Genomic DNA, 13,644 nt, shown 5'->3' with positions numbered 1-13,644 from the left:
CAGAAACTTACTCTTTGAAAGTAAATTTCTGCATTTATTGCTGTTATTGCTTTTCTGCAACACATTCCATCTCTATCAGCCAGCCTGGTCTGCATACTTTTGCCTCTACGATGATATGCGGTATCTGGGGATAGAACTGATTCATCAGCATTTCTACGGTATGATAATCAGACATGTCGCGCAGATAGATGATAAAGTACTGGATGTCGTTCATAGTGGCATCGCCATCCTTCAGTAAGGCTCCTATGTTTTCAAGGAGTCTGCCGGTCTGTCTTACTATATCGCCTTCGTATACCACCTGTCCGTGCTTGTCAATACTGGCAGTTCCGGAGATGAAGTATTGCTGCTGGCTGGGTAGGGTAAGACGGGTTCCGCGCTCAAAGGCTACTCCATATTCGTGGGTAGGATTCAGATGTTCGAGTGCCTGCAGATACTTCTTGTCTGATTCCTGTATGTCAGGATAGGTCAGGAAGTCGATGGCTACAGTGGCATGGCGAACGGGAGTTGCTCCTCCGATACCTGTGCTGGCTATGTAGTGGGTATCTGCTGTAAGACCTTCTTCATCGAAGACATCGTTGCGTGCTTCTACTACGCCTTGGTAGTTCACGTCAATATGGGCTACATATATCCAGGTGCGGACGAGGTTGCGCTCCATCGTCATACCTGTCTTGCTGATTGCCTGCTGGTATCTGTCGAAAATCATACGGGTTTGTTCGTATGAATTCTTATCCTTCGCTTCCTCCTCGGTGAGGCGGATACTATGAAACAGCATGGGGGTATGAACATCTGTGGTTTTTACAAGAAGACTTATCTTACTGCCATTCAGTGGAGTCTGTTCCACGATAGTAAGATTCGTATCCTTGAGAAATTCTTGATAGAGAAGAGATTCCTGCAGTTCTTTTATCTGGTTCTGGGAATCGCTGAGAAACACCTTACAATATTGCAAGGTGCGATGTTCCATCTTCTCTATATCGAGATGATTACCTAGTTTTAGATACAGAAAGTTCAAGCGGTCGTTGAACGAACCCTTGGCTTCCGGTGATAGTATTATGTATTTGTCCATCTTGTTCTTTTCTAATCTTCTGCAAAGATAATGATAATTATCGAGAAAAGAGAAAAACAAGATGGACTTTTTCTAAGAATACCTATATATGGTGATAGGATTCTACAAAAAACTGCAAAATACTATAGTGATTCGAGCATGCGCTTGATGACAACTTCGGCAGAAATCTCACGGTTGGCTGCCTCTGGAATCACCAGACTGTTCTTGCTCTCGATGACATCATCGGTAACAATCAAGCCACGGCGAACAGGCAGGCAGTGCATGAAGCAACCGTCATTGGTCCAGCTCATGTGCTCCTCGTCGATGGTCCAGCTCATATCCTTGCTCAATATCTCACCATACTGTGCTGGGTCTTTCACGCCCGGACAGCTCCAGTTCTTGGCATAAACGAAGTCTGCACCTTCCAGAGCCTTCTTCTGGTCGTACTCCACCTTGGCGTTGCCCACGAACTTAGGATCGAGTTCGTATCCCTCAGGGTGAGTAACCACGAAATCTACATCGGCTGCATTCATCCACTGGGCGAATGAGTTTGGCACAGCTTGAGGCAAGGCACGGCAATGAGGAGCCCAGGTCAGGACTACCTTAGGACGAGCCACCTTCTTATGCTCCTCGATGGTGATGAGGTCGGCAAATGCCTGGAGTGGATGAACGGTAGCTGTCTCCATAGCGAAGACTGGGCGGCCGCTGTACTTTACAAACTGGTTGACGATGGTCTCGGCATAATCGTAGTCACGGTCTTTCAGACAGGCAAAGCTACGAACACCGATAAGGTCGCAGAAGCTACCCATCACAGGGATAGCCTCCAGCAGGTGCTCGCTCTTGTCGCCATCCATGATGACACCACGCTCTGTCTCCAGTTTCCAGGCACCGGCATTTACATCGAGTACGATAACATTCATGCCCAGGTTCATCGCAGCCTTCTGTGTACTCAAACGGGTACGGAGGCTGTTATTGAAGAATATCATCAGCAAGGTTTTGTTCTTGCCCAACTCCTGATAACCGAAACGGTTTGCTTTTACTTCCTGTGCCTCAGCGAGTGCTGTTTTCAAGTCGCCAAGGTCTTCAACATTAAAGAATGTCTTCATTGTTATTTCGTTTTTTATTTGTTATTTCTGATATATATATTGCTCTTGGATCTTTCTTCTTGAATCTTGATGTTTGCAAAGTTTGCATGCAAACCTTGCAAACATGGCAGAAACTAAGACTTGGTACGGAGAGGGTACGGAGCAGGTACGGAGCGGGTCCAGAGAAGCGCTATTGAGTTGGCTTTCCCTTCGGCCGCCGAACGTTGTTTCTTCACTCTTCGTTCTTCACTCTTCACTTCCTCGTCTGTCCATTTCCTGTAATCAACCATTTGTAGGTGGTAATCTCTTCGAGTGCCATTGGTCCGCGGGCTCCGAGCTTCTGGGTACTGATGCCAATCTCTGCGCCCAGTCCGAACTGTGCACCATCGGTAAAGCTGGTAGGGGCGTTTACATAAACGCAGGCTGCATCTACCAATGCCTGGAACTTCTTCTGGGCAGCTTCGTTGTTGGAAACAATACTCTCGCTGTGTCCGCTTCCGTAGGTAGCGATATGGTCGAGCGCCTCATCTTCCGAAGCCACGGTCTTGATACCCATCTGCATGCTGAGCCATTCGGTGTTCCAGATGCTCTTCATGTTGGCATCTGCTTCTGTTGAGTCTGCGGATTTGCAATCCGCAGTCAGCAAACCTGCCTCCTTCATCTTCGCTTCGCTTTCCTCTGCCTTATATAATAAGGTGTCAGGATAGTGTCCCTTTAAAGCTTCGTAAGCTTTGGCATCAGCATGAATCTTGGTCTGTTTCTCGGCGAGACCTTCGCAGAGGGCAGGGAGGTCGCTTAATCTGCTTTCGTGAATCAGCAGACAGTCGAGTGCATTGCATACGCTCACTCTTCTGCATTTGGCATTGGTGATGATGCGCTTGCCCATCTCCAGATCGCCATCCTTGTCGAAGTAACAGTGTACCACGCCGGCTCCGGTCTCGATAACCGGTACCTTGGCGGTATCACGCACGAAGTTGATAAGCTTCTTTCCTCCACGAGGAATGCAGAGGTCTATATAGCCCACGGCATTCAGCATTTCGCCTGTAGCCTCATGGGTAGCAGGTAAGAGCGTAACGACATTCGGGTCAATACCGAAAGTTATCAACACCCTGTGGATAAGTTCGACACCCGCTGAGTTTGAGGAGTTTGCATCCTTACCACCTTTCAGTACGCAAGCATTTCCACTCTTGAAACAGAGAGAAAAAACATCGTAGGTTACGTTAGGACGTGCCTCGTAAATCATGCCGATGACTCCGAAAGGAACGGCAACTCGCTGCAGGTGCAAACCATTTTCGAGCGTCTTGTCTTTGAGAACTCTTCCGAGCGGTGAGGGCAGGGTACTTACGTGTCTCATATCCGAAGCAATATCCTGGAGTCGCTGCTCGGTGAGTTGCAATCGGTCGTAGAGCGGGTTCGCCTTGTCCATCTTCGCCAGGTCTTCTGCGTTCGCTGCAAGGAGCGCAGGAGTCTCTGCGATGATAGCGTCAGCCACCGCCTTTAGCACTTCATTACGTTGTTCGTCGCTGAGCAAGCCCAGTGTCTTGCTAGCTGCCTTCACTTTTTGGAAAGTCTCTTTCAGTTCCATTTGCTATTTCCTTTCTTATTTGATGATAAGATGTTTGGTAATGTGTTATGAGTTCCCTCTTAACAGCGGCAAAGGTAAGCATAAATATTGGAAATTGCAAACTTTATGCAAGAAAAAGTAATGATTTTATAGATAAATGGATAGTTATACGAAAATGAGATAAAAAAGGTCAGGCAGCGTCTGACCTTTTTGTAATGGTGCCTTCTAATAATTTTGATACTGCCAGAAGAATTACTCTTTATCGTTTTCTTCAGGATGAGCCATTAGATACAGTTCCTTCTGTCGTTCGATTTCTCTTCTCAAGTCTTCCTTGTCTGGTAGGTAAAGCTTGTATTTTGCAGCGAACATCTGGTCGTTTTTTGCGAGGGTAGAGTATCGTGCCACATCCGAATCTGTTTCGGTACAAAGGATGATGCCGATGGTAGGGTTGTCGTCTGGTCCTTTTTTCATCTTGTCGTACATCTGAAGATACATATCCATCTGTCCTACATCCTGGTAAGTGATGCGATTTACCTTCAAGTCGACCAAGATAAAAGATTTGATGAGGTAATTGTAAAATACCAAGTCGATATAGTAGTCATTCTACTCGGTTCGGATATGTTGCTGGCGAGCCACAAGCGCATATCCCTTTCCCATTTCCATCAAGAATTTCTCTAGGTTGTTGATGATGGCAGTCTCTAATTTTGATTCAGCGAGGGATGTGTCTTCTGGCAATCCAAGAAATTCCAAGACAACTGGTGATTTGATGTATTCGAGTTTGTCTTGTTGATAAGCCTTTGTCTTGTCTTGCATCTCGTTAACGACTGGCTGCTTCTTCTTTGACATAAGAAGACGTTCATAATATAAGGTGTTGATATTGCGGTTGAGGGTTCGGTAACTCCAACCTTCGTTGAACGCTTCCTTTGCATACCATTCACGAGCCTTCTTGTCTTCTACTCGTATTAGACGCTCGTAATGAGACCAAGGAAGAAGGCGTAGTTCGAATTGGGCAGGCGGTGTCTGCCCTTTTTGAAAGTGCGAAGATAATTCATCAGACAGTGTCTGCTGTTTTTGCTTTTTGAATTCCTCAGACACTGTCTGAGGAATTGTTAACTCTTTGAATTTCAGGTAGAACTTCTTGAAATTCATGATGTTTGTCTCGGAGAATCCCTTCCCGAATTCCTCTGTAAGAGCAGCCGAAGCAATCTCTATCACATGCTTTCCGTATTCTGCACGTGATGCTCCGTTCTGTTCCTGTTCCACAATACGTTGTCCTATTCTCCAGTTTCTTTCCACCAGAGAATAATTGACGGCAGCAAATGCTTTGCTGCGAGCCTTGCTGACGATGGAGCGCAAGTCGTTGACGGGCATATTGTCTTCATCGTTATATTTCTTGCCGGGTTGTTTCATGATGCTACTGATTTTAGCTGTTCAAAGTGCAAAGATACGATAATATATCGAAAAAGCAATCTTTCTCTTCACTTTTTTCGATAAAAGTTGCAGATAAAAAATGTATTTCCAAAAGAAAGTAGTATCCTTCTAGTGTGGAATTCTATGACTGTGGCTGATGCAATATCTATGAAAATGTGCTTTAAACGTGCGGAATCTATTTTTTTTAAGCACATTCCGCACGTTTAAAGCACATTTTCTCTGTCGCAGAAATACTCGGGACTTTCATAACCTTGGTAGATGAAAGGATTTGCTAATTTCTTGTTACTTAGTTTCATACGCCATTACATCTTTAGTGTTACAACTTTTATGTAATGGCAAAGGTACAACTATTTCTTGAATGAGCAAAAGAAAATGGTAGAAAGTTGAGGATTATTCTCAATTTTCTGCCATTTCATTTGCCCGTTTCCTTTTCTTTTTGTATTTTTGCCCCTCTAAACATTATATATACTATTGACTTGATAATAAATATAGCAATTATGTGCAATATAAAGACGATATTGGCAGGCTTGTCCTTGACAATGGCTGTGGGGATGCCGGCAGCGGCGAGTGATGAACTTACAATGGTAGTAGGTACCTATACCGACCAGAGTACTTCTGACGGAATGTATGTTTATCGTTTCAACCAACGTACAGGGAAATCGCAATTGGTTAGCAGTGTACAGGCAGGCAACCCTTCGTTTCTCATGATGAATCATGATGTAAATCGGGTTTATGCCGTGAGCGAATATAATGATGGGCGACAAGGACTCGGGGCTTTCATTCTCAATAGGACGAAGGGAGAGATGACTCCTCTTGGGTATCAGAAGTGCGGAACAAAGGCTACTCGACCTGAAAACAAGATGCCGGGTGCGGCACCATGCAATGTGATGCTGTATGGTGGATATGTGGTGACATCCAATTATAATGGGGGTGATATTTCCGTATTCCCAATCAAGGAAGATGGAAGTGTGGCGCCAGAATCGCAATATTTCGATATGCATCGGGAGGGGAGTGGTGTGGTATCGCATATCCACTGCTGCCAGATGACTCCTGATCATCAATATATGCTTGCCAATGATTTGGGGAACGACTGTATCTGGCGCTTCCAGGTAAATGATGGCAAGGAATTTTTATCTAATCCTGTTCTTGCCTATCAGGCACCTAAAGGAGCGGGACCACGCCATCTTGTATTCAACTCAAAAGGCAATGTGGCTTACCTGATAGGCGAACTGGATGGCACGGTAACCGTATTGGGCTATAACAAGGGTACATTGCAGGAGTTGCAGCGCATACAGGCTTCGAAGACCCGTACGCTTGGAAGTGCCGATATTCATCTGTCTCCTGACGGTCGCTTTCTCTATGCATCCCATCGGTTAACCGATGAGGGCATCTCGATATTTGCCGTAGATAAGAAATCGGGTCTGCTCACAAAGATAGGCTTACAACCTACAGCTGCCCATCCTCGCAACTTCGCCATCACGCCTAACGGACAGTTTATGCTTGTGGCGTGCCGTGACAGTCATGTGATTCAAGTTTTCAAGCTCAATAAGAAAACTGGAATGATGGTTGATACGAAGCAGGATATAAAGGTTGGAAAACCTGTCTGCGTGCAGTTTGCAAATTAATACGCTTGGGGTCTTGCCAAGCATTTGCTCTGATTAGCCTATCACATTGCATAGTTGGTTGATGGCTGCATCAAAAGTGGTGAGGTCTTTGGCTCGCTTTCTGATGGCTGCCTTGTAATTATAGATGGTTTGCGTAGAATAGAACAGAAGGGTGGCCAGTTCCTGACCATCCGTAATTCCCAGTCGCATCAGTGCATAGATACGCAGTTCCTTGGTGAGACTGTTAGGGGCAGGGAGTACAATCTGCTTTTCAGGCAACAGCAGTTGGTTGAACTCTTCCACAAAATTCGGATACAAGTCAATGAATGCCTTGTCGAAGCGAATATAGAAGTTGGCAGCCTCTTCTTCTGCCAGCTTGTAGCTGTTGATGGCAGTCAGAAGATCGGCAGTTTGTTTTGCCTTGATTTTGCGGCTTACCAATTTGCGATAATCATCCAGTTTCTTGATATATACGGCACTGATGTCCATAAATAAATGCATATAGGTCTCTCTTCGCTTATTGGTGTTGAGCAGCTTCTGGTTCAGTTCGTCCAAGAGTGTATTCTGGCTTTTTATCTCCCTACGGCTCTTGGCTAGACGCTTGTTCATCTTGAACGCAAAGAAAGCCATGGCAAGGAATCCTAGCGACAGGATGCTCACGATGACGAGAGATGCTGTTACGATGCGGTTCTTGCGTACTTCTGCCTGATGGTTTGTTTCTGTGATAAGGGGAAGTATGCGTGAAATCTCAACCATGCGGAGACGGTTGTTGTAGAATTGGGCATCCTCCATGGAACAATAGATGTATTTGGCAACCCTCTTTGCATAGGAGGCATCCTTATTATATAGATAGGTGGAAAACTCCTGAAGGGCCAGATTCTCCTTCAGGGGACATATCTGGTCTGAGATAGCTGCTTCTACAATATACTTTTCATATAAATTCTTTTGGTCAGTATCATAATAATAGCGGGCAATGCAATAAGCCGATGAGGCATGCACACGGCTGTTCAGGGGACTGGCTGAAAGTGCCTTCATGTAGAACTGAAGCATCTTTTTGCTTGTACGCTGCTTTAGATATTCAAACTCTCCTGAAAGATAGTAATAAAGAGCGGATTCCTTGTTGCCGATATGTTCAAGAGTCTTGCCTAAATAAAAACGTTTTTTGGCTGCCAATCCTTCTTGAAACTCCGACTTGTTGCAGAATGTTTCCCAATAGCTATATACCCAAGTCAAGGTATAATAATAGTATTGCAATAACTTAGGTGACATTTTCTCCACATCCATTGTGAGCATTAAGTCTTCTGCCTGGCTGTAGAAACCACCCGTCGATAGCACTGCAGCACGATTGATTTTATTCAGGTTAACGAAATAATCATCCTGAAGTTGTACAGCCAGCTGGTAGCCTTTCTTGGCGTATGTCATGGCAGAGTCGTAACGGTAGGTATAATACTCCCTGTAGATTTGGTTATAGAGACTAAGCTGGCTGCGCTTGTCTGAAGTCATGTATAGTTGCTTTTTGAGTCTTAGCAGTTTCGCTTCTTTTCTTTGGGTAAACTTGCTTCGCTGAGCGATGTAACTGTCTAAACGATGGAACAGCTGTTCCTCGTTTACGGAAGAAGCATTTGCCATTAATGGCATAAACATCATTAAGAACCACAATACTACTTTCATAACTATCCTTTTAATTGTTATTGTTTCTATCAGATAGGCTATAAGAAAGCCTTAAAGTTGTATTTTTCTGCAAAGATACTACTTTTGTTCCTCTTTTTATCATCTACTCTATTAAAAAGTATTAATATCTTAGATAGCTTGATTATTAATAGGTTATGAACTTGAAAACCCTGGTATTTATCTACTCGTAACCTACACACGATGCCAATGTCTGAAAAATCTCCTTAACTTTGCAACCGCAATCGAATCGCATTCGGTGGCAAGTGAAATCATGTCAAAATAAGAATAAACAACTGTAAGATTATGAACTTAAGAATCCGTACATTTTCTATGGCTTTGGTAGCAATGTCTGCTGCAAGCCAAGTGTATGCACTTCCTTCCGACGAATCTGAAAACAAGGAGAAAAAGGAAGAGCGTAATGTGATGCTCAACGCATCTGATGCCAACAAGCCTCGTGAAATCCAGATAGGATTGCCAAGCGAGGATGTAACCGTATATGAGAACGGTCTTCCTGCCGTTTACTCTTCTTCCGTACACAGACTGTCTGCCCATTGGCGTAGCGATGCCTCACTGAAAGGTACCGACTTGATGACTCCATCTGAGTCTGCCATTGCTACTGGTAATATTGCGTACGCAGTTTCTTCTTTCAGCGAGTTGGGACAGAAAGAGTTCAAGGGCAAGCTCAACTATAAGGCAAACCATTTTGGTATGCAGAATGTAGATCTCAACCTGTCTGGTGGAATCGGTGACAATTGGCTTTATACTGCCAGTATGTATCAGAATTTCGATCCAGGTAGTTTCAAGCTTCGCTTTACTGATTATGCCGACCGTACCCAACTTTATCATTTCGGTATCACTCGCATCTTGAATGATGGAAAGGGACGTGTCTCCTTATTATATAAGTATTCCAACAGCAAGAATCCTGGCAATTTTGCCAATGCCGCACCATTTATCTATTCAGGCGACGGCAGTATCAAGAAGATTGATGGCTTTGACCCTGGTATGGACTCATATGTGCAGCGTCAAGGTTCTTTCCAATACTTGAATACAAAGTCAGGAAAGATGGAGACATGGAATATGAGCGATGGCAGTGAGAATCATGCCAACGAGATTGCCCTCATCAGCCAGTATCAGTTTGATAATGGATGGTTGTGGAAATTCAACGCCAAGTATATGAATGCTCCACGTGCCAATTTTGTGGATTACGGAGGAAGTACCATCTCTCAGGTGAGCGAGGCTGATGGCTATCAGCTTTCTGATGGGTCTGCCTACAGTGGTTACATAGAAGGTCGTCGCACCTGGTTGCATGTTGGTAAGGTGAGCAATGCGCTTTTGACTACCGAAATCACCAAGAAGTTGAACAACCATAAGTTAATGATTGGTTTGAACGAGTGGTATTACCATCTCAATTACTATTCCTCTTCGTTCCAGTGGGCAGGCACCGTAGAAGCTTATCCACGCACATTGAGCCAGATATATGTCAATCCCCTTGATCCTACGCAGACAGCTCATCGTTCTGAGACTTTCGGTTATAATGAGTTGAGTCCAGAATACACCAAGGGTTCAGAGAACAAGTTGGCACTCTACTTCACTGACGAATGGAAGGTAAGTCCTACGTTCAAGGTGTTCTATGGTGGTAGATTGGAGTACTACCGCATGTCTGCCGAGCAGATTTCTACTCCACGTTTCTCTGGATTCCACATGGGTAACTATAATACATACGCCACTGCTGCTGATGGTTCTGTTGTTGCTACCGAGCACAGCATTGAAGCAAAGAACGTAACCAAGGATAAATTGAATTATGCAGCCACCTTGCAGTTGACGTATAACCTTACCCGCCAGTTTGGTCTGACAGCCGATGCAACCATCGCCACCCGTTTCCCACGCATCAGCGAGTATGCAGGAACAGGTCCTACCGAGGAGCAGTATAAGCGAGTAACCATCCCACTGATTCGTGGTGGTATTTTCTACAAGAATGATTGGATTGACCTTTCTTCAATGGTGACCTATATTTCCAAGTCGAACAATATCGACCAGCAGAATCTTACCAAGCCTGGCACAACAGAGGGCAAGACAGTGTTGCTCATCTATAATATCCAGACTTTGGGTTGGACAACCTCGGCAGAAATCAATCCGTTCAAGAACTTCCACATGCATGCACTCTTCACCTATCAGAAGCCTGTGTATAAGAACTATAATGCGAGCGTAACGTTCAGTGATGGTCAGTCTATGGGTGTGAATGCCAATAATATGATAGTCAAGGAGATTCCTCAGGTTCTTATCGAGCTGGACCCTAAGTATGACATCACCAAGAATCTGAATGCCTGGTTGAGTTTCCGTTACTTCGGTAAGACCTATGCCAACCTTCAGGAGGCACTCTATTTCAATGGTCACTGGGAGACTTTCGGCGGAATCAACTGGAATGTGAACAAGAAGCTGAGCCTTGGCGTGAGTGTCATCAATATCTTCAACGAGAAGGGTGCCAAGGGTACCATTAGTGGCTCTGAACTGATAACCAAGCAGGAAGCCGGAAAATATGAAGGCAAGTACATGAGTGGTAGCTATCTCCGTCCGTTTACGGTAGAATTCTCTGCAGGAATCAAATTCTAAGATAATAACGACAGAATTATAGCGTTTAATTATAACAAAGCAATCACGTAAAAACCAAAGAACGATGAAAAAGGTATTTATGATTATCGCAGCGATGTGCATGACATCTATCATGGCATCTGCTCAAAAGACCATCCGAGTGTCAACCGACAAGACCGACCTCGTGATGCAGGTTTCTCCTAAGGGTCGCCTCTACCAAGTGTATCTGGGTGACAAGTTGAAGAATCCTTCAGATTACAATCATCTGAAGTGGGATGTATATGCGGCCTCTGATGGTTCCGTCTGCCAGCGAGGTCATGAGGTTTATGCAACCTCTGGTGCTGAAGATTTCTTCGAGCCGGCAGTGGCAGTGACCCATGCAGATGGTAACATGACCACCTATTTGTATTATCAGTCTTCTGAAGAAAAGGCTATCAGTGGAGGTGTTGAGACCATCATCACCCTTAAGGACAAGGTGTATCCGCTGACCGTGAAACTCCACTATGCAGCTTACCCTAAGGAGAACGTCATCAAGGCGTGGAGCGAAATCTCTCATAAGGAGAAATCTCCGGTTACGCTTTGGAGATATAGCTCTACAATGCTTTATTTCAAGGCAAACAAGTATTTCGTTACCAGTTATCATAGCGACTGGGCTAAGGAAGGACAGCCTGAGACTTGCCAGTTGACTGCCGGTAAGAAAATTGTTGATACCAAGTTGGGTACCCGTGCAGCCATGCATGAGGAGCCGTTCTTTGAACTGGGATTCGATGAGCCAGCCAAGGAGAATGAGGGCAAGGTGATGCTTGGAACCATCGGATGGCCTGGCAACTTCCGTTTTACCTTTGAGGTAGATAACGTGGGAGCCCTTCGTGTTATTCCTGCCATCAATCCATACGCCTCTAATTATAAGCTGAAGGCTGGTGAGACGTTCACTACTCCTGAGTTTATCTTTGCCATGAGTGATAATGGTATCGGTGAGGCTTCCCGTAATTTGCACAATTGGGCTCGTCAGTATCAGGTAAACATGGGTAAGGAAGATCGCCTTACGCTCTTGAACAACTGGGAGAATACCGGCTTCGACTTCAACCAGCAGAGTCTTGCTGAGTTGATGAAGGATGCCAAGGACCTGGGTGTAGATATGTTCTTGCTTGATGATGGTTGGTTTGCCAACAAGTATCCTCGCAAGGACGACCATGCAGGTCTCGGCGACTGGGAGGCTACCAAGAGCAAGCTGCCTGATGGAATACCTGGATTGGTAAGAGATGCCAAGAAGGCTGGTGTAAAGTTTGGTATTTGGATTGAGCCTGAGATGGTGAATCCTAAGAGCGAACTCTTTGAGAAGCATCCCGACTGGGTCATCATGCAGCCAAAGCGTGATACTTATTATTACCGAAACCAGCTGGTGCTTGATATCAGTAATCCTAAGGTACAGGATTATGTGTTCAGCATCGTGGATCGTATCATGACGGAGAATCCGGATGTGGCTTACTTCAAGTGGGACTGCAACAGTGTGATTACCAATATCTATTCTCCATATCATAAGGAGAATCAGGGTAATTTCTATATCGATCATGTCCGTGGTATCTACAAGGTGCTTACCCGTATTCATAAGAAGTATCCTAAGTTGCCGATGATGCTCTGCTCTGGCGGTGGCGGCAGAATGGATTACGAGATGCTGAAGTATTTCACTGAGTTCTGGTGTTCAGACGATACTGATCCATACGAGCGCCTCTACATCCAGTGGAGCCTGTCAAAGTTCTTCCCAGCCAAGACCATGGGCTCGCATGTAACTAACTGGAACAAGAATACCAGTGTGAAGTTCCGCACCGATGTTTGCAGTTCATGTAAGTTGGGCTTTGATATCGACCTCAAGTCGCTTTCTGGTGATGACTACAAGTTTGTGCAGAATGCTGTTAAGAACTACGATAGCATGAAGCCGATGATTCTTGAGGGCGACCAGTATCGCCTGGTTTCTCCATACGAAGGCAACCACTGTGCCATTAACTATGTAAGTAAGGACAAGCAGCGTGCCGTTCTCTTTGCATACGACTTGCATCCACGCTACAAGGAGCCTGTGATGAATGTGAAGATGCAGGGATTGGATGCCGATAAGGTTTATACCGTAAAGGAGACTAATCTGATGCCTGGCAAGGAATCTGATTTGGAGTGCAATGGCAAGCAGTATAGCGGTGACTATCTCATGAAAGTCGGTTTGAATGTATTCAGCCAGACAGATGGAACGAGCCACGTGTTGGTATTAGAATAAAGTTTCTCTGTAAGCATCCTATAATAAAGAAGTTAATCAAGACTGGTTTAATCTTATGCATAAACCAGTCTTGATTTTATTTGTTTTGTTAAGCACCTCGGTATGTCACCTGCCCTTATCGCATGGCTGGGGAAATGGTGATACATTCTAGTATTCCAAAAAAGTTTGGATTTTTATGGAATCAATTCCTTAAAAGTACTGTTTTTTATGGAATCAATTCCAAAAAAGTGTTGTTTTTGGGGGGATTTTCCAACGAAAGTATGTACTTTTGCATCATCTTAACAATGGAATAAAAATATGATTAATAGATATTTAGAGTCAATTATAGAGGGTAGAATGAGACAAGGCAAGGCGATAGTTGCCACCATTAGTGCCTTTTATATAACAAACAA

The 13,644-nt window shown here is 44.6% G+C and carries 7 protein-coding genes and 1 pseudogene; 3 read left to right on the top strand and 5 right to left on the bottom strand.

Annotated features, from left to right (window positions below):
- Positions 1 to 43: 43 nt before the first annotated feature.
- From ACQRBJ_RS01535 to ACQRBJ_RS01520, 4 genes and pseudogenes are all read right to left on the bottom strand, one after another.
- On the bottom strand, positions 44 to 1,063 hold the full coding sequence (locus ACQRBJ_RS01535; RefSeq protein WP_445302690.1) for a Rid family hydrolase: 1,020 nt from the start codon (positions 1,061 to 1,063) through the stop codon (positions 44 to 46).
- A 122-nt stretch (positions 1,064 to 1,185) separates the two neighbouring features.
- On the bottom strand, positions 1,186 to 2,148 hold the full coding sequence (locus ACQRBJ_RS01530; protein WP_445302689.1) for an acetylornithine carbamoyltransferase: 963 nt from the start codon (positions 2,146 to 2,148) through the stop codon (positions 1,186 to 1,188).
- Between the two features lie 232 nt (positions 2,149 to 2,380).
- Positions 2,381 to 3,712, bottom strand: coding sequence for a glutamate-5-semialdehyde dehydrogenase (locus ACQRBJ_RS01525; RefSeq protein WP_445302688.1), 1,332 nt, complete (start codon positions 3,710 to 3,712; stop codon positions 2,381 to 2,383).
- A gap of 231 nt (positions 3,713 to 3,943) precedes the next feature.
- Positions 3,944 to 5,062, bottom strand: a pseudogene (locus ACQRBJ_RS01520) (PDDEXK nuclease domain-containing protein).
- Between the two features lie 557 nt (positions 5,063 to 5,619).
- Between ACQRBJ_RS01520 and ACQRBJ_RS01515 the strand changes: the two are divergent.
- Positions 5,620 to 6,747, top strand: a complete 1,128-nt coding sequence (locus tag ACQRBJ_RS01515) for a lactonase family protein (protein WP_445302687.1) — start codon at positions 5,620 to 5,622, stop codon at positions 6,745 to 6,747.
- Positions 6,748 to 6,780: 33 nt separating this feature from the next.
- Here ACQRBJ_RS01515 and ACQRBJ_RS01510 read toward each other — a convergent pair whose 3' ends face one another.
- Positions 6,781 to 8,397 (bottom strand): DUF6377 domain-containing protein, encoded by a 1,617-nt coding sequence (locus tag ACQRBJ_RS01510; protein WP_441937073.1) that lies wholly within the window; start codon positions 8,395 to 8,397, stop codon positions 6,781 to 6,783.
- Between the two features lie 330 nt (positions 8,398 to 8,727).
- On the opposite strand from ACQRBJ_RS01510, the gene ACQRBJ_RS01505 reads away from it, so the two are divergent.
- The gene (locus tag ACQRBJ_RS01505; protein WP_445302763.1) at positions 8,728 to 11,007 is read left to right on the top strand and encodes a TonB-dependent receptor; all 2,280 of its coding nucleotides are present in this window, start codon (positions 8,728 to 8,730) and stop codon (positions 11,005 to 11,007) included.
- A gap of 64 nt (positions 11,008 to 11,071) precedes the next feature.
- Positions 11,072 to 13,252: an alpha-galactosidase gene (locus ACQRBJ_RS01500; RefSeq protein WP_445302686.1), complete on the top strand. Its 2,181-nt coding sequence runs from the start codon at positions 11,072 to 11,074 to the stop codon at positions 13,250 to 13,252.
- Positions 13,253 to 13,644: the final 392 nt, after the last annotated feature.

It is taken from the genome of Prevotella sp. SGI.167 (assembly GCF_050313615.1).
Lineage (GTDB): Bacteria > Bacteroidota > Bacteroidia > Bacteroidales > Bacteroidaceae > Prevotella.
Note: the sequence above shows the minus strand (reverse complement) of the source record. Positions and strands in the feature narration are given on the sequence as shown.